This window comes from Streptomyces sp. NPDC052114, from assembly GCF_040680155.1.
Classification (GTDB): Bacteria; Actinomycetota; Actinomycetes; order Streptomycetales; family Streptomycetaceae; genus Streptomyces.
The window spans coordinates 173,568-191,592 of record NZ_JBFAWC010000005.1 but is presented as its reverse complement, the minus strand read 5'-3'; the positions used below and the strand labels follow the sequence as shown (position 1 = coordinate 191,592).

Annotated in this window: 13 protein-coding genes and 1 pseudogene; all 14 read left to right on the top strand. The window is 72.0% G+C overall.

The window, feature by feature from the left end:
- Window positions 1-320 precede the first annotated feature (320 nt).
- A complete protein-coding gene (ychF, locus tag AB0L89_RS13115) occupies window positions 321-1,409 on the top strand; it encodes a redox-regulated ATPase YchF (RefSeq protein ID WP_365139022.1) in 1,089 nt (362 codons plus the stop codon).
- Between the two features lie 280 nt (window positions 1,410-1,689).
- Window positions 1,690-1,974, top strand: coding sequence for a hypothetical protein (locus tag AB0L89_RS13110; protein WP_365139018.1), 285 nt, complete (start codon window positions 1,690-1,692; stop codon window positions 1,972-1,974).
- Window positions 1,956-2,369: a PIN domain-containing protein gene (locus AB0L89_RS13105; RefSeq protein ID WP_365139015.1), complete on the top strand. Its 414-nt coding sequence runs from the start codon at window positions 1,956-1,958 to the stop codon at window positions 2,367-2,369. The genes AB0L89_RS13110 and AB0L89_RS13105 overlap by 19 nt, the downstream gene beginning before the upstream one ends.
- A 1,112-nt stretch (window positions 2,370-3,481) precedes the next feature.
- Complete coding sequence (locus tag AB0L89_RS13100; protein ID WP_365139012.1) at window positions 3,482-3,742, top strand: type II toxin-antitoxin system prevent-host-death family antitoxin; 261 nt, start codon at window positions 3,482-3,484, stop codon at window positions 3,740-3,742.
- Complete coding sequence (locus tag AB0L89_RS13095) at window positions 3,739-4,008, top strand: Txe/YoeB family addiction module toxin (RefSeq protein WP_365139009.1); 270 nt, start codon at window positions 3,739-3,741, stop codon at window positions 4,006-4,008. The genes AB0L89_RS13100 and AB0L89_RS13095 overlap by 4 nt, the downstream gene beginning before the upstream one ends.
- Before the next feature lie 307 nt (window positions 4,009-4,315).
- A pseudogene (locus AB0L89_RS13090) lies at window positions 4,316-4,732 on the top strand (CPBP family intramembrane glutamic endopeptidase); the annotation flags it as partial.
- Between the two features lie 56 nt (window positions 4,733-4,788).
- Window positions 4,789-5,283: a hypothetical protein gene (locus AB0L89_RS13085; RefSeq protein ID WP_365139006.1), complete on the top strand. Its 495-nt coding sequence runs from the start codon at window positions 4,789-4,791 to the stop codon at window positions 5,281-5,283.
- Between the two features lie 92 nt (window positions 5,284-5,375).
- Window positions 5,376-6,239, top strand: coding sequence for a DUF4097 family beta strand repeat-containing protein (locus AB0L89_RS13080; protein ID WP_365139003.1), 864 nt, complete (start codon window positions 5,376-5,378; stop codon window positions 6,237-6,239).
- An 80-nt stretch (window positions 6,240-6,319) separates the two neighbouring features.
- Window positions 6,320-6,859: a chloramphenicol phosphotransferase CPT gene (cpt, locus tag AB0L89_RS13075; RefSeq protein WP_365139000.1), complete on the top strand. Its 540-nt coding sequence runs from the start codon at window positions 6,320-6,322 to the stop codon at window positions 6,857-6,859.
- Between the two features lie 372 nt (window positions 6,860-7,231).
- Complete coding sequence (locus AB0L89_RS13070; protein ID WP_365138998.1) at window positions 7,232-8,059, top strand: hypothetical protein; 828 nt, start codon at window positions 7,232-7,234, stop codon at window positions 8,057-8,059.
- 35 nt (window positions 8,060-8,094) lie between these two features.
- The gene (locus AB0L89_RS13065; RefSeq protein WP_365138995.1) at window positions 8,095-10,164 is read left to right on the top strand and encodes a CHAT domain-containing protein; all 2,070 of its coding nucleotides are present in this window, start codon (window positions 8,095-8,097) and stop codon (window positions 10,162-10,164) included.
- Complete coding sequence (locus tag AB0L89_RS13060; protein WP_365138992.1) at window positions 10,164-15,266, top strand: hypothetical protein; 5,103 nt, start codon at window positions 10,164-10,166, stop codon at window positions 15,264-15,266. The genes AB0L89_RS13065 and AB0L89_RS13060 overlap by 1 nt, the downstream gene beginning before the upstream one ends.
- Window positions 15,263-16,585, top strand: coding sequence for a hypothetical protein (locus AB0L89_RS13055; RefSeq protein WP_365138989.1), 1,323 nt, complete (start codon window positions 15,263-15,265; stop codon window positions 16,583-16,585). Before AB0L89_RS13060 ends, AB0L89_RS13055 begins: the two co-directional genes overlap by 4 nt.
- Before the next feature lie 24 nt (window positions 16,586-16,609).
- Window positions 16,610-18,025, top strand: a complete 1,416-nt coding sequence (locus AB0L89_RS13050) for an amidase (protein WP_365138986.1) — start codon at window positions 16,610-16,612, stop codon at window positions 18,023-18,025.

Here is an 18,025-nt window from a genome sequence, read left to right as displayed (position 1 = left end):
GGGGGCAACGGCGCGGTGCGCCGCTGCCGGGCCTTGGGATGGGCCTTCGGGGCGGACTGAGGGGGACGCGTCCTGTGTTGCTCCACTGGACCAACCTAGGTGGGCCCCCGCGCGGAATCAGGCATGGGACACGCCCTTTGAGCGACCTTGGCCAAGCGTTCGACGGGGCGCGGGGCCCCGGGGCCCGGGGGAGGCGGCCGACCGGCGGGTCCGGTGGTGGCACGCCGTAGACTGGTGGATCGGCCCACGCACGCAGGGGCCGGTCCCACCCGGCCCGCACGGGCCGTCCCACCCAGCCCTCACGTACGGGAAGTCGCAACGTGTCGCTCACGATCGGAATCGTCGGTCTGCCGAATGTCGGCAAGTCGACCCTGTTCAACGCCCTGACCAAGAACGACGTGCTGGCGGCCAACTACCCGTTCGCCACGATCGAGCCGAACGTCGGCGTGGTCGGTGTCCCCGACCCCCGCCTGACGAAATTGGCCGAGATCTTCTCCTCGCAGAAGATCCTCCCGGCGACGGTCGACTTCGTCGACATCGCGGGCATCGTGCGCGGCGCGAGCGAGGGCGAGGGCCTGGGCAACAAGTTCCTGGCGAACATCCGTGAGTCGGACGCGATCTGCCAGGTCATCCGCGCCTTCAAGGACGAGAACGTCGTGCACGTCGACGGCAAGGTCTCGCCCAAGGACGACATCGAGACGATCAACACCGAGCTGATCCTCGCGGACCTCCAGACGATCGAGAAGGTCCTGCCGCGCCTCCAGAAGGAGTCGCGCATCAAGAAGGACATCGCCCCGAAGGTCAAGGCCGTCGAGGAGGCCAAGGAGATCCTGGAGAAGGGCGACACGCTCTTCTCGGCGGGCATCGTCCAGGGCAGCGGCAACGAGGAGCTCCTGCACGACCTGCACCTCCTCACGACGAAGCCCTTCCTCTACGTCTTCAACGTCGACGAGGACGAGCTCACGGACGACGCGTTCAAGGCCGAGCAGCGCGCGCTGGTCGCCCCGGCCGAGGCGATCTTCCTCAACGCCAAGCTGGAGGCGGACCTCGCGGAACTCGACGACGAGGAGGCCCTCGAACTCCTCCAGTCCGTCGGCCAGGAGGAGCCCGGCCTCGCCACCCTCGCCCACGTCGGCTTCCGCACCCTCGGCCTCCAGACCTACCTCACGGCAGGCCCCAAGGAGTCCCGCGCCTGGACGATCAAGCAGGGCGCGACGGCCCCCGAGGCGGCCGGCGTCATCCACACGGACTTCCAGAAGGGCTTCATCAAGGCCGAGGTCATCTCCTTCGCCGACCTGGTCGAGACGGGTTCGGTAGCGGACGCCCGCGCGGCGGGCAAGGCCCGCATGGAGGGCAAGGAGTATGTGATGCAGGACGGGGATGTGGTGGAGTTCCGCTTCAATGTGTAGCGGGTGATGTAACACCACGTCGCTGATCTGGCAAACATGCAGGTCAGATAGGGTCCGACTCTTCGGAGTCGGGCCCTTTGTTTTTCCCGTGCTGGGATGGTGCTGGGATAGCTGATCCCTCGTCACCTGTCGTCATCCCTGGTCATCCGTACCGTGCTGGGATCGTGTTGGGATGGGATGGGGGTGCCCGTGCTGGGATTTGTGTGAGCGGGGCGCTGACCGAGCTGTGAAGGTAGTGCGGACGTGGCGCTTTTCCTACTCGTTTGACACAATCGGGGGCATGGCTGAGGCGACGTACAGCATCGGGGAAGGGCCAGCGACGCGGGTGAGCTTGTCGCTGCCAGAGGGGACCGCGGAGGCGATCCGGGCTCGGGTGGGCAAGCGGGAGTTCTCCGCGTTCATCGCCGAGGCGGTCGAGCGTGAGCTGCGTGGTCAGGTCCTTGATGAGTACTTGGCGGACTACGAGAGCCGCAAGGGGGCGGTCTCCGAGCCGGCTCGTCAGCGGGCGCGGCAGGTCTTCGACGAGGTGTTCGCCGAGGAGGCCGAGTGGCCCGCCGCAGGTTGAGTCACGAGGGGACGCTGGTCCTCGACAGTGAGGGACTCTCGAAGTTGCTCGCTGACGACGAGCAGGTGGTGGCTCTGATCGCTGAGGCGCGCTCGCGTGGCATGGAGGTCGTGATCAGTGCGCTCACCATTATCGAAGCCGTGCACGCTCGTACGAACAAGTCCCGCTTGAACTGGGTGCTTTCCGGGCTGCGGGTCGTCCCGGTCGGTGACGAGGAGGCGAGGGCTGCCTCGAAGTTGCTGATGAATGCCGGGTTGCACGGACACAAGTACGCGATCGATGCGGCCGTCGCCGAGGCCGCGCTGCGACAGCACCGCCCCGTGGTCATGCTGACTTCCGATGTCGACGACATGGCCAAGCTGTGCGGCGATCGGATCCGGCTCGTGGCGGTGTGATCTCACCTTGCCGACTGCGTGATCGCCGATGCGGCCGACGGGGTAGGGGCACGCCGACCGCAGCGAGTGCTGCAACTGCGCACTAATGGATCCGGGACAACCGCGGGTAGTGTCCGCGTCGGGATCTTGTGGACAGAGGAATCCTGCTGGAATGTGCAGGTGTGTTTTCCGGGGCCGATCGGGGGCGGGGCAAGGGCGTCTTGGCAGGTCATGGGCAAGCGCTGCCGCAGTACGCGCGTTCCCCGGTTTGGGAGGTGGTGCGTTGACATCCGGGCGCGGCTGCCGTCAGCGCCCTGTCTCGGCCCTGATGAGCTGCTGAGTCGCCTGCGATGCGGCCGGAGGGTGTCCCGGGAAACGGTTGGTCTCCGTGGCCGAGTGCTGCCATTCTCGCCGCTATGCGCACCAAGCACTTGGGAAGCTTCAGCGCGGCCGGCTTCTAGGCCGACCAAGCCGGAGAGTCCGGTGGGCCCGCCGAGGTCTGCCAGGTCCCGCACTTCACGATGTTCCGCCACGTCATCGTGGCGGCAGCGTTCACCAAGCTCCCTGCTGCAAGATTCGGGGCGGACCGTGCACGAGTCACTGCCTCACCGAACTTCGCTACAGTCAACGGGAGTTGATGCTCGCGGACGAGAGGGGCCGACGGCCCCAGCCTGTGCTGCTCGTGCGATCCTTCGCCGCGTACGCCTATCCGCGCGCATCGGGCGTGCGAGTCGCCTCCTGGCGAGAGTCGGAGGCGGCGACCCGCGCAGCCCTGCGCACCTTCCGGTGCAGCGGCGGTCAAGCGCCTCCGTAGGGCCGATCTGGGCTGCAGCAGCTACCGCACACCTTCCGACGGCAACGCCGAGATCCCGGACTGGGTCGCTCGCCAACTCGCTGATCGGCACTGGCTGACCGAGGGGGGCGCCGCACCATGGCAGTCGAGGTCTGCCGGCACCCTGGCGCGGACTGGCTGCGGCTCGCGGGCGCACCCGGAAGTGATCGCCCGCCTCGACGGGCTCGGGTGCCGGGCGCTCGTCGCGGAACATCCATTAATCGGTACTGAAATCCGTACCTATCCTGTACGGTTTTTGGTACGCTGAAAGCGTCTGATGGAAGCGGAAGGGGTATCGGCAATGACGATCACTGGATCCGAGGCGCGGCGGGACCTCTTCCCGCTGCTCAAGAAGGTCAACGACGATCACGCACCGGTGCGGATCGCCTCGAAGCAGGGCAACGCAGTCCTCATGGCGGAGTCCGACTACGAAGCCTGGACGGAGACCATGTACCTGCTCGGCAATGCGCGCACCGCCGCAGAGCTGATGGAGTCCGTCGCCGAGCTGGATGCCGGGCGCGGCACCGTCCGTGACCTGATCGACCCGGAGACGGCGGAGTGAAGGTCATGTTCTCCACCCGCGCATGGGAGCAGTATGCGCAGTGGGCCATGACCGACCGACGCACCCTCAAGCGCGTCAACACCCTGATCGCGGACATCCAGCGCAACCCCGATGACAGCAACGGCATCGGGAAACCCGAGATGCTGAAAGGCGCGCTCAAGGGGTGGTGCTCGCGGCGGATCACCGAAGAGCACCGGCTCGTGTACCGGGTGAGTGGCGACGTGCTGGAGATCGCCCGAGTCTACGGTCACTACGCCGGCCGATAGCCCGCGTGGCGACGCTGTCCGGTGATCAAGTCGGCGCGTCGGGAGGTCACCGCTGTGGATGCGAACGGTTGCTGGATCCGGCGCCCGGAATCGGTGTTCACGCAGGTGAATGCCGAGTCGTCGATGTTCCGCTTCAACGTGTAGCGGGTGACGTGTCGCTGCGGCGCTGATCCAGTAGTAGGCGCGCAGGTCAGAGAGGGTCCGGCTCTTCCGAGTCGGGCCCTTTGTGTTTTCCCTGTGCGCGACACGCAAGGCCCCTCCGAAGGTGCTGGGTTCCGGCCGGTGCGTTCGTACGTTCGTCTGGGTTCTGGTCGGTGTCCTGTTGTTCGCGGCCGTCGTGGCGAGCGTGTTCGCCTCCGGGTGTTACCGCGTCCACGGCCTCGGGTCGGTGGCGGGCGCGGTCGGGCTCGTCGGCCTCATGGCGGCCGTCGCCGTGACCGAGGAAGTGATGTACCGCGGCGTCCTGTTCCGGATCGTCGAGCAGTGGACCGGCACGTGGATCGCCCTGGTGCTGACCGGTGCTCTCTTCGGCGCGGCCCATCTGCTCAACCCGGACGGCAGCGTGTGGGGCGCCGCCGCGATCGCGGTCGAGGCCGGTGGCATGCTGACCGCCGCGTACATCGCCGCCCGCGTCGTGCTCCTGTGGTCGGCCCGTCGCCGTGGGCGCCTGGTGCCCCGCCGGCGTGCCGACCGCGTGGGCGCCGCTCCCGTGCTCTCCCGGTGATCGCGAGTGACGTCACTTCTGTTGTGGTGACGTCACTCTGACGCTACTGTGACGTCATGGATCTGGCGCCGTTTGTCGCGAGGCTCAATCGTGCGGTCGCCGCCGCCGGTACGGCGGGGGGAGAGGAGGCCGAGGCCTTTCTCGAGCGGTTCGCGGTGCCCCTGGAGTCGGCGATTCGGCTCGCCCTGCTGGAAGTCGTCTCCGCCGCGGCCGAGGAGATCACCTCGGAGCTGACGCCGGGGGGCTCGGTGGACGTGGTGCTGCGGGGCAGCGACCCGGGGTTCAGTGTCACGCCGCCCGCGGGGGAGGCGACCGCGCCGCCCGCACCCGCTCCGTCCGCCGGGGACGGGGCCATGGCGCGCGTCACCCTGCGCATCCCCGAGTCCGTCAAGCTCCAGGTCGACGAAGTCGCGGGCCTGGAAGGGCTGTCGGCGAACGCGTGGCTCGCCCGCGTCGTGACCGCCGCTGTCGCCGGTACCGGTTCCGGTGCCGGTTCCCGTACGGGAGGTGGCGTGCGCATCGATCAGGGGTACTCCGGCTGGTCCCGCTGAGGGGCGGGGCGGGGCAGTGCGCCCCGCTTTCCCAACCGCGCCTCCGCCGCGGGAAGTTCGCGTTCATTCAGACCCTTGAGGAAGGCCTTGGTATGCCCACTTTCGAGACGCCCGCCCCGATCTCCGTCTTCATCGACATCACCGTCGGGGACGTCGAGATCCGGGCGAGCGAGCGCACGGACACCGTGGTGGAGGTGCGGCCGAGTACCGGCAGCGAGGCCAGTGTCCGGTCCGCAGAGGAGACCAAAGTCGACTGCAGGGGCGGCAAGTTGGAGATCCGGGGGCCCAGGCCGCGCCGGCGGTTCTTCGGCAAGCAGAAGAACGTCGAGACCACCTGCGACGAGTCGGTCCACGTCACCATCGCTCTGCCCGTCGGCTCCACGGTGCGGGGCGAGGCGGCCCTCGGGCACGTCGACGGGCAGGGGCGGCTCGGTGCCTTCCGCTTCGTGTCGGGGAGCGGCGACATCCGCCTGGAGGAGGCCGCGGGCGTGCGCCTGGAGGCGGGGCTCGGCAACGTCACGGTCAGACGTGTCGTGGGTGACGTCGACGTCACCGTGGCGCAGGGCAAGCTGCGTATCGCCGACATCGACGGCTCCGCCACGATCGAGAACCTCAGCGGCGTCACCAAGATCGGCCACGTCTCGGGCGGTCTGACGCTCAAGGCGGCGAACGGCGACGTCTCGGTGGGCCGGGCCGACGGCGACATCAAGGTCAACAACGCCAACGGCGACATCCAGGTCAGCGAGGTCGTCCGCGGTTCCGTCTCGCTGGAGACCGCCCACGGTTCGGTCGAGGTCGGCGTCCGCGAGGGTTCCGCCGCGCACGTCGACGCCCACGCCATGGTGGGCGGCCTGCGCAACGACCTGAACACCGTCGACGGTCCCGGGGCGGGCGACGAGACCGTCCGGCTGCGTCTGCGTACCCTCGTCGGGCAGATCGACATCCACCGCTCCTGAGCTCCTGAGATCCTGAGCCCCCGGGCTCCCGGAGTCTCCCGAACTCCCAAGGGAGCCCGCCACTTTGGAAGGTCCCGCGCATGCGTACCCGTACCCAAGTCATCGTCCTGAACGGCGGATCCAGCTCCGGCAAGACCGGCATCAGCCGCTGCCTCCAGGCGATCCTGCCCACCCCCTGGATCGCCCTCGGCGTGGACGACCTGATCGCGCGGCTGCCCCGGTCGATGACCGCACAGGACTCCGGGATCACCTTCGGGGACCAGGGGGAGGTCGAGGTCGGCGCGGAGTTCCGGGAGATCGAGGCCGCCTGGACCACCGGCATCGCCGCCATGGCGCGCGCCGGGGCCCGCGTGATCATCGATGACGTCTTCCTCGGCGGTGCCGCCTCCCAGGAGCGCATGCGCGAGCGGCTCGACGGCCTCGACGTGCTGTGGGTCGGCGTGCGGTGCGACGCCGAGACCGCGGCGGGACGCGAACTGGCGCGCGGCGACCGGGCGGTGGGCATGGCGGCCTCGCAGGCCGAGGTCGTCCACGAGGGCGTCGTCTACGACATCGAGGTCGACTCGTCGAAGGCCGAGTCGCTGTCCTGCGCCCGCGCCATCGCCGCCGCGGTGCATTGACGTATCGCGTCGCTGTCGCGGTGCGCTGACGTATCGCGTCGCTGTCGCGGTGCGCCGACGCGTCGCGCGCGATCGCCGTCCCCGTACACGGCCGTACGTCGACACCGACCTCATCGGCGGACGCCCCGCCCGCCACCACCCCGCCCCCGCCCGACGCACCGCGTCATCGTCATTGCCATCGCCACGACCCCAGATGTAAACCTCACACCAACTCCAAGCCCAGAGAACCGAGTTCGGCTCGGGACACTTCGCGGGGGCGTACCCATACCGCATATTCCGTCGCCGCGTGCAAGGGCCCTGCATTCCGGGGTCCGGTCGCCTCACCCGCTGCTAATCTCCCAGAAAGAGCCGCATTCCCAGGGGGGAGTGGCCATGGCCAAGGGTGCGTACGCGGCGTATCGGAAAGCGCTGAGCGATGTGTACGGCGGCTGGTGGTGTGCCTGGCCGCTGACACAGCGGGTGCTCGTCGGTGACGTGCGCGCGCTGCACGACGGGGGCACGGTCACCGCGGGCACGCTCGCCGAGCGGAAGATCGAGGCCAAGTCGGGCCGGACCGGTGCGCCCGGCGACATCCTGTACGACGCGGGGGGCTCCGTCGGCGTCGAGTTCAAGGCGGCGGGCGCCGCCGCTCAGGGCTTCTCCGCGCTCGCGGCGGCCGACGCCGGGGCGCGCGTCGATTTCGCGGCCGAGCACAGCGCCCTCATCCTCTACACCGGCCTGGCACAGCACGGCCTGGACGACGTGGCACAGCTGGCGCAGGAGCTGGTCCGGCGGACCTGGCACGGCGACTGGGACCCGGCACTGTTCGCCGTCACCGAAGTGATCTCCGCGCGGGCGGGCACCGTCCTGACCGCCGAACGCAAGGGCGCCAGCGCGGAGTTGCGACTCCAGGCGGACGCCGGGCCCGGTCCGCTGAACCTCGCCGACCTCGCGGGCCGGGTCTCCTTCAGCGCCGCGAGCCGGCTCGGCCTGAAGTGGTCGGGCACCGACCTGACGCCCTGCTACCGGGGCGTGCGGATCTCCAGGTCCTGGTGGCGGCGCGAGGTCGAGGCGGAGTACGGCACCACCCAGCCGGGCCGGGGCCTCGCCGCCGACCCCGTTCCCGACCTGCTCCTGGAGCAGGCCAGGGACGACGTCTGGTCGGTGGTGGAACACGTGGAGCCGGACGGGCGGCTCCCGGGCGGTGACCAGCTGCCCTAGGCGGTACAGCACGGCGCGATCCCTCGGGGGGAACCATGACCGACGTCGTCCTCAGCATCCACCGGGACCACGTTCGACTGCACAGGGACACCGGTGAGTCCGACGAGATCGAGTGGCCGCTGGGTGCCGAGCTGGTCGAGATCGTGAACGATCCCACCGGCGTCAAGGCGGCGGAGTTCACGGGGGCCCTGGAACCCGGAGCGTCCCAGCAGGAGCGGATCGCCGTCGGCCTGCGCCTGTGCGAAGGGCTGCTCGGCAAGGCGCCCGAAGGGCTCTGGGAGGAGATGCAGCGGGACGCCTCCGAAGGGGCCCCGCTGCGGGTCAGGATCGACATCGAGTGCCTGCCGCTCGCGGTGCTGCCCTGGGAGCTGATGCGGGACAGGCAGCGCCCGCTGTGGCGCAACAGCCGTGTCCTGCTGCGCCGCGGGCGGCACGGGGCGGCGCCCGGCAAGTGCGAGGAGACCAGCCGCATGGGCCCCCTGCGCGCCCTGCTGGTGGTCTGCAACCCGCACGACCCCGATCTGCTCGCGGACTGCGAGCTCGCCATGATCGGCGCGGCGCTCACCCGCCTGCCGGGCCGCGTCCACACCGAGGTCCTCGACGGCCCGAGCCTGCCGCAGCTGACGGCCGAGCTGAAGCATGTGCGCCCGCACGTCCTGCACTTCATCGGGCACGGCATGAGTGCCGTCGCCGGGGACACGGGCGGGCTCCACTTCAACGCCCAGCAGGCCGTGGCCGCCGACGACCGGCAGTGGAAGACCGCGCAGGAGCCCTGGGTGCTCGGCCCCGACGAGATGCACACCCTCTACGACAAGTGGACACCGCGGCTCGTCGTGCTCAACGCCTGCCGGCAGGCGCACGCCCCCGCCGCCGAGCTGGCGGCGCTGGTCGACACCTGTCTGGACCGGGGCTCCGCCGCCGTGGTGGCCATGCAGGCCGACATCGAGTCGCCGGCCGCCGCGCAGTTCTCCCACGCGCTCTACCAGGACCTCGCCCACGCCAAGTCGATCGACGCGGCCCTCACCGAGGTCCGCAACCATCTGCACATGGCGGAGCCGGACGGTCCCTCCTGGGCGCTGCCCGTGCTGCAGTGCGGCGTGGACGACCCGGGCGAGGTCGTGCGCATGGACTTCGGCCACACGGAGCCCGAGCTGACCCAGCTGGGCGAGAGCTGGCCGTTCGGCGAGCTCGCGATGTTCCTCGGCCGGGCCAAGGAGCGGCGCACCGGCTGGTGGGAGCAGTGCGGGGAGAAGCCGCCGCAGCGGCTGCTGGCCATCACCTCCGCGCAGCGCGAGTCCGGCAAGACCTGGCTGGCCAAGTGGTGCCTGCTCACCTGCATGCTGCGCGGCGAGGACGTCACGTACGCCGACCTCGCCGCCTACGCGGGCCGGGGCAACGGCGACGACCCGGTGACCCTGGACTGGCTGGCCGTGCTGCGCGCCCTGCGCAAGGCCTGCACGGACCCGCGGCAGCCCGACCCGATGCTCCCGGTGGAGTTCGCCCGGTTCAACCAGGTCCTCAACCGCGCCCTGCGCGGCGGCAAGGAGTGGGCCCAGCGGCTGCCGGCGTCCTCGGAGGACCGGGGCGGCCCCTTCGTGGTGGAGAGCGACCGGCACGCCGAGGACCGCAAACGGGAGATATTCCAGGCCTTCCTGAGCACCCTGCGCTCCCGCGCCCAGGCCCGTCGGCGCCCGCACCTGCTGGCCATCGACCACGCGCAGGGCATCATCGAGTCCGATTTCCGCTCCGTGCTGCTGCCCCAGCTCTTCGGCCCCGTACAGGACATGACCGACGAGTTCCCGCTGCGGGTCCTCGCGGTGACCCCGCAGAGCTGGCCGGGCTACCGGCACCTCCAGGAGTTCATGCGGGGCGACCCGGTTTCCCTGACGGACTTTCAGTTGTACGACTACAAGCGGCTGGCCCGTGAATTCTGGGAACGTCAGGTGCACAGCAGCCGGCTGCCGAGGGACTGGACGTTCAAGAACTTCGAGCAGGTGCTCGACGCCGCCCTCCTGGGCAGCAGTCAGCAGTCCTTCCCGGTGACGGCGTACCAGCAGATGCTGGACGTGCTGCTCGGCATGGCCGGCGTCAGGGAGGCGGGATGATGAGCGACCACGACGCGCGTCGAGAGGGGCCGTTCGCCGAACTCGCCGCCCGGCTCGGCCGGGGCGAGGGCCTGGACGACATCCGCCGCACCCTGCTGCCGGACGCCTGGACCGAGATCCTCAAGGCGGCGGCCGTCGCGCGGCTCTTCGACGACACCACCTACAGCTCCGTCCTGAAGGAGTTCGCCGGCGAGGACCCGCCCAGCCTCGCCGCCCTGAAGGAGCGGGGCGCGGTCGAGGAGATCGCGGGCCGCCGCCTCTTCCGGGTGCCGGACGCCTTCCGGCCCTCGTACTTCCTGTCCTGGCTGCGCGACGGGTCGAGCCCCGAGATCCCCGACGCGCTCGTGCGCCTGGAGCGCAGGCTGAGCGAGCACTGGCACTCCCGCGGCAAGCCCGCCGAGCGGTTACGGCACCTGATGCTCGCCGACCCCGACGCCACCGTCGAGCTGTTCAAGGACCTCTTCTCCGCCAGCGACGCCCGGCGGGACTTCACCCGCTGCCAGGACTTCACCGACGCGCTGGCCGACCCGGACCGCGCCGCGGTGGCCGAGCGCAAGATCCTCGAACTGGCCGAGGACCGCGCCGGCTATCTGCGCGCCCGCACCTACTGGACCACCGACTACGCCCGCTCCGCGCAGTTCCTGGAGCCGGACGGCCTGTGGGAGCGGGCCCAGCGGCTGCTGTCGCGCGAGGGTCCGCGCGTCTGGCAGATGTACGGCAGCGGCGGCTCGGGCAAGACCATGCAGCTGCGCTGGCTGGTGTCCCGCAGGGCCGTCACCCCGGAGAAGGACATCAACTGCGCCCGCATCGACTTCGACGTGGTCGATCCGCTGAACGCCGCGCACTGGCCCTGGCTGCTGCTCCTGGAGATCGCCGACCAGCTCGAACAGCGCCTGCCCACCCGGGTGTTCGCGGGCCTCGACGAGTACGCCGCCTACCGTTCGCTGCTGCGCCGCCCCACCTCGCGGTCCGCCGTCGAGGCCGCGCGCGGCATCCGCAGCCAGGACGCGAGCCGCATCGAGCGCGAGGTGGTCACCGCGTTCACCACCCGCTTCAACCAGGGACTCGGCACCGACCAGCCCGTGCTCATCGTGGTGGACACGCTGGAGGAGGTCGTCGTGCGCAGCTCGCGCACCGACAGCCTGCTGCGGCTGCTGGGGGAGACCGTCAAGCGCTGCAAGGCGATGCGGCTCATCCTCTCCGGCCGCCCCGACCTGAGCCAGGGCCACGGACCCGCCCTCGCCACCCTCGGCGCGTACGAGAACGTGCCGGTGCCCGGGTTCACCGCCGACGAGGCGGACCGCTATCTGCACCACATACGCGGCATCCAGGACCCCGGCCTGCGCGAGGTCATCATCCGCCGCAGCGAGGGCATCCCCTTCCACCTCGCGCTCTTCGCCGACAACATCGACCAGAACCCCGAGGCCACCGCCGAGTCGATGGACAGCCTGCGCGACCCGCTCATCCGCTACCTCATCAACCGCGTCATCCGCCGCATCGAGGACCCCCTCGTGCGCTGGCTGCTGCGCTACGGCGTGATCCCGCGCAGACTGCGCCGCGAGCACCTCTACGACATCCTCCAACCCCATCTGCGGCAGCGGATGACCGCCCAGTCGGAGGAGGACGACCCGCTCACCGACGACCACCACATGCGCGGCAGCGACGACGTGTTCCCCTTCGTCGAACAGCCCCTCGACAAGGACAAGCTGGACGAGGCCTGGCGCAAGGTCCTCACCTACGCGAAGGGCTCCTCGTGGATCAGCGAGGTCGCCGAGGACCAGGAGTCGGTGGTCTTCCACGGCATGGTGCTCGGCCCCATGCGGGACCTCATCTCCGACAAGCCGATCTTCGCGCAGCTCCACGCGGACTTCGCCGAGCGGTTCGAACTGCGCGCCCAGGACGACCCCGACAACTGGTCCTGGTACCTGCGCGAAGCCCTCTACCACCGGTTCCAGATGCGCGACCCGGGCGCGCCGGAGGCCTGGCGCGGCGCGATGGAACGGGCCTGGATGGCCGGGGAGACCGACCGGCTGCGGGACCTCGCCGAGGAACTGCTCGGCGAGGAGTACGTGGACCGCGGCACCCCCCGCAGCACCTGCGGCGGCCCCCTCGTCACGTACGCCCTGATGGCCGAGGCCCATCTGAACATCGCCTACGCGCAGTTCAGGGACGGCATGGTCGAGGGCGTGCCGTCCGACGTGCACGACCACGTGTGGTCCGAGGTGGAACTGCACCTGGCCGAGGCCGACGGGCTGTACCGGCGGGCGGGCGCGGGCGAGAACCGGCGGCACTCGGTGCGCGAGGAGGTGGTGCGGGCCACGCTCCTGAGCCTGCGCGGCCACCCGGACGACGCCGTCCGGCTCCTGGAGGCCGCCGTGCTGCACCGGGTGGGGCTGCCCGAGCTGGAGAAGCTGTGGGCGCTGAGCATCCTCGCCACCTCGCAGCGCAGGCTCGGCTCGCCCGACGCGGCGAACGCCTTCCAGCGGATGCTCGTCTTCGCGGGCCACATCCACCGTCCTGACATCGCCGCGCACGCCGCGTCGGCCGAGGCGGCGCAGTACCGCCTGATGGGCAACGTCGGACGCGCCATCGAGCTCTACCAGCAGGCGGCGGGCCTGCGTTACCGGGCGGGCGTCTCCGTGTTCCAGGCCGTCGCGCAGCGGGCGGGACTGCTGCTGCGCTGCCGCCGCCCGCAGGAGGCCCTGCGCGTCCTCGACGGGGTGGAGGTCCACTCGGCCAGGGAGGAGGCCGACCGGGCCCGCCTGCAGGCCAAGGCCCAGCTCCTGCTCGGCAGGGAGGGACCCGCGCTCGCCGCGCTCCAGCGCGCCGACGCCGCCGCCGGACAGGTGCCCGACGCCGAGCGCTACCGCCAGCTGGCCCAGAACGCCCAGCTGCGCGGGGTCGCCCTCGGCGAGCTGCACGAGATCGAGGGCGCCGACGACTGCTTCACCAGCGCCACCGGCCTCTGGTCCGAACTCGGCTATCTGGCGGGCGAACCCGAGTGCCACTACCTGTACGCGCGCTTCCTGCTGCGCGGCGCCCTGGACTACACCGCCGCCCACCCCCTGCTCGAACCCAAGGAAGCCCCGGGCCAGGAACCGGAGTTCGCGCTGCGGCTGCAACTGCTCGCCCTGGAGTGGGCCAAGCGCACCGGGAAGACCAGGGTGGGCCGCGTCCCGCCGCTGACGTACGGCGAACTGCCCGCCCTGGTCCGCCCCCTGCACGCCCTGTGCCGCATCGCCGCGCACCCCGAGGGCGAGGCGTCCGAGGAGGCGCTGGGGCAGCTGACGCGGGCGCTGGAGAAGGTGCAGCCCGTCGACGCCCGGCTCGCCACGCTGCGCGACCTGATCGACAACCCCGCGATGGAGGGCCGGGTGCCCTGGCAGGTGCTGCGGCCCTTCTACGAGATGGAGGCCGGCGGCGACGACCCCGACCACGGTCTCGCCCAGCTGCTGATCATGCAGGTGCGCGGCGAAGCGGGTCCCGAGAGCCTCGGCCGCACCGTGCGCACCCTCGTCGAGAGCGGCGACGGCAGCCGGCTCATCGTCTGGCGGTGCGCGCGGATCGCCGCCCGGCTCGGCCACCGGGAGCTCGCCGTGCGGCTGCTGGACCGGGTGCCGTGGGAGGTGCCGCCCCGGGTGCCGAGCGGCGCGCCGCGCATCCCGCACGTACGGCTCGCGCTGGCCGCGCTGGTGCTGCGCGCCGGGGTCGACCCGGACCCGGTGGCGGCCGGGATGGCCCTGCGCAGGGCCATCGCGCTCGCGGAGCGGGGCGGCGGCGGGGCCACCCGGCAGAGCGTGCCGGTGCAGCTGACCGACTGCGCCCTGCGCATCCAGGTGGCCGGGGTCCAGGACCGGGTGGGGGAGCTGCTGCTCGGCCTGCAGCGGCCCGCCTTCCTCGACACCGACCTCCCGGACGACCTGCGGCTGTTCCAGGACTGGCGCGGGGAGCTCGGCTTCACGCTGCGCGCCCGCCCGGAGATCAACCCGGTGGACGACAAGGCCGTGCCGCACCCCGCGAACCTGGCGAAGTGGCACGACGACATGTGGCAGCTGCGCACCGAGCTGATCAACACGGTGCACGGCCCGCTGAGTTTCGTACGCCTGGAATCGGAGGATCCCGCCGCGCACGCGCTGCCCTGGGAGCTGGCCCTGCAGTCGGCCCTGGAGACCTCCGACGGACAGGAGCGGCCGGTGATCTACCGCACGGTGCCCACCGGGGCCCGGCGCGTGGACGTGTGCTGGCTGCAACTGGGCCTGAACCGCAGGTACGGACTCGACCTGGACGTGGACGGCATCGTGGGCCCGCAGACCCGGCAGGCCCTCGACCGCCTCCAGCCGGGCGCGGCGACGGCCGACTGGCCGCTGGTCGAGCCGGAGACCCGCTGGGAGCTCCAGCGGGACATGCCCAGCGAGCCGGGCACCCGCAAGGTGCTGGTGCTCAGCGCCCGGCAGGACGAGCGGTCGGTGCCGCTGTCGTACTGGCTGCGCGGCCGACGCCCGCTGCTGGGCCAGTTCCCCGCCAGGCTGCTGGTGGTGGAGCCGGGCACCGACCTGGCCGAGCGCCTCGCGGCGCCCACGGAGGAGGTCGACATCCTGCACGTCGCCGCCCCGCTCAGGCAGCGCGACGGCATGCCCTACCTCGAACTCTCGCCGGTCGGGCACGCCCGGCGGCTTGCGAGCAAGGCACGCGGCTCGGACCTCTTCCCGGTCCAGCTGTCGCGCTACCTCGCCGGGTTCCAGCCGGGGCGCAGGCCGCTCATCGTGCTCGATCCGCCGTGCCCCGGCTCCGAGGTGGACATCCACGTCCAGCTGGCGCTGCGCAACCTGTTCGCCGCGCAGCTGTTCCGGCTCGGCCACTGCCCGGCCGTGGTGTGCACCGGGCTCTTCCCCGGGGGCGGCCTGAAGCAGGTGCTCGGCTTCTACCAGTCGCTGTCCGCGCAGGGGTCGCTCGCGGACGCCGTGCGCGAGCTGCGCACCACGGAGCAGCCGGGCGGTCCTGGCCGCGGCACCACCTTCAAGACGGACGACGACGCGCGCCGGGCGACGGCGCTGTACGCGGCGGGCTCCTCGCTCCTGAAGCGGCCCATGGGCCGGACGTGAGCGCAGGGCAGGGGCAGCGCCGGGCGGTCCTCGCGCACTTCGTGGCCGGGCTCCGCGCGGAGCAGGACTCCTGGCGGCGCCTGGCCACCCAGGGCGAGGCGCCCGCGCTGGAGAAGCACCGCAGCCAGCTCGCCGCCGTGGAGGCGCTGCTGGCCACCGGGATCGAGGAGGCGCGCGCCCGGCTGCGGACGGGCGAGCTGGACGGCCTTCCGGTGTTCGTCCTCGACCTGCACCACGTCTGGGACTACTTCCGTTCGAAGTTCGCGCTGCGCAGGCTGGCCGAGTACCGCGACTGCCTGGCCGTCGCGGACGAGATCGCCTGGGCCTGCTACCGCGCTCCGCTGGCCGCGGCCCTCGCCGCCGGCACCGCCCCGGCCAAGGAGCCGCCGCTGGTGTCGTTCGCCCGGGCGGCGGCGCCGCGCGCCCACCGGCGCGGCGACCAGTACCGCGAACTGCTGCCGCGCGGCGGCATCCACACCGGCGCGGGTCTGCGCCTGGTGCGGAGCCTGCCGTTCCCGGTGATCGACGTGCCCTGGTACCACGCCTCGCACCTGCCCGCCCTGCTGACCGTCGCGCACGAGGCGGGCCACCACGTCGAGGACGACTTCGGCCTCACCCCGGAGATCGGGGAGCGCCTGGCGGGGGCCGCGCTGCCGGACGCCGAGCGGGACCGGTGGCGGCGCTGGGCGGGCGAGGTGTTCGCCGACGTGTGCGCGTGCGTGGTCTGCGGGGTCGCCTATCCGGGGGTGCTCGCCGAGACCCTCGGCGAGCTGGTGCCGGAGCCCGCGGGAGCCGCGTCGCCGGACCACCCCCCGGCCGCCGTCCGCCTCGGCGTCTGCCGCGCGGCCCTGGAGCGGGCCGGGCACCCGCCCGCGGCGAACTGGCCGGGGCCGCTCGCCGCCGCCCTGGACACGTCGGCGGACGCCGCCCCGGCCGCCGCCGAGGTGGCTCGCGCCCTTGTGGACGGCGGGTACGAACGGCTCGGCGGGGCGAGCCTGCCGGACCTGCTCGCCCCGCGCCGCCCCCTGCCCGGCGCCTTCCGCGAGTACCCCGACATGGTCCATGCCGGGCGCCTGCTCGCCGGTGTCCCGTCCCGGCACCGGCGCATCCCCGGTGTCGTCGCCGCGGCGGCCCTGGCCTTCATGACCGACCCGGACGGCTACGACAGCCGCCGCGTCGGCGCCCGTGCCGCGGCGGAGGCCCTCGAACTGCGGCCCAAGGGGCCCCGCGCCGACGTGCCCCCCACCCCCGGGCGCGGCGCCGCCCCCGGCGCGGAGCCGGGCCGACTGCTCCTCGGCGCGCTGCTCGGCGAGCCGTAGCGCGGGCCTGGGCAGACTCCCGACATGGACATCTGCCTGCTGGACGCCACCGAGCTCGCACGCCTCGTCCGCCGCCGTGAACTCTCCGCCCGCGACGTGGTCACGGCCCACCTGGAGCGGATCGAACGGCTCGGCCCCGTCGTCAACGCCGTCGTCACCCTCGACGCGGACGGCGCGCTCACCGCCGCCGCGCTCGCCGACGACGCCCTCGCGCACGGCGCACGACCGGGGCCGCTGCACGGGCTGCCCATCGCCTTCAAGGACACCCACCTCACGCGCGGCATGCGCACCACGCAAGGTTCCCCGCTGCTCGCCGACTTCGTGCCCGACGAGGACGAACTCCTCGTGGAGCGCATCGAGTCGGCGGGCGCCATCCGCATCGGCAAGACCAACGTCCCCGAGTTCGGCGCCGGTTCGCACACCTTCAACCCGGTCTTCGGCGCGACCCGCAACCCCTACGACCTCACCCGCAGCGCGGGCGGCAGCAGCGGCGGCGCGGCCGCCGCGCTCGCCGCCGGACTCCAGCCGCTGGCCGACGGCAGCGACATGGGCGGCTCGCTGCGCAACCCGGCCTCCTTCTGCAACGTCGTCGGACTGCGCACGACACCGGGCCGTGTCCCCGCCCACCCGGCCCTCGACGCGTGGGGCAGCCTCACCGTCGCGGGCCCGCTGGGCCGTACCGTCGCCGACGCCGCGCTGCTCCTGTCGGTCATGGCGGGCCCCGACCCGCGCTGCCCGCTCTCCCTGGACACCCCGGGTGCCGCGTTCCGGGCGCCCCTGGGGGAGCGCGACCTGCGGGGGCTGCGGGTCGCCTGGGCGCCGGACCTCGGCGGGCGCGTCCCCGTCGAGGCGGACGTACGCGCCGTACTGTCCGAACAGCCCAAGGTGTTCGAGGAGTTGGGCTGCCACGTCGAGGAGGACTGCCCCGACCTCGACGGCGCCGACGACGTCTTCCGCACGCTGCGCGCCCAGGCCTTCCGGCACGCGCTCGGCATGTTCCTCGACGCGTCCCCCGAGGCGCTGCGGCCCAGCATCGCCCGCAACATCGAGGAGGGGCGCGGGCTGACCGGCGCCGACCTGGCCCGCGCCGCCGCCGCGCGCACCCGCCTCCACCTCGCCGCCGTCCGCTTCTTCGAGCGGTACGACGTGCTGCTCGCGCCGGTCAGCCAGGTCGCGCCGTTCCCCGTCGAGTGGGAGTACCCGCGCGTCGTCGACGCACGGCCGCAGCGCGACTACCTCGACTGGATGCGCTCCGCCTACCTGCTGTCCGTGCTCGGCGCGCCCGCCCTGTCCGTGCCCGCCGGGTTCACCCCCGCGGGCCTGCCCGTCGGCCTGCAGATCGTCGGGCCGCCGCGCGCCGACCGGGCCGTGCTCGACGTGGGGGCCGTCTTCGAGGCCGCGACCGGACACGGGAGGCGCCGGCCGCGGCTGCCGGAGTGA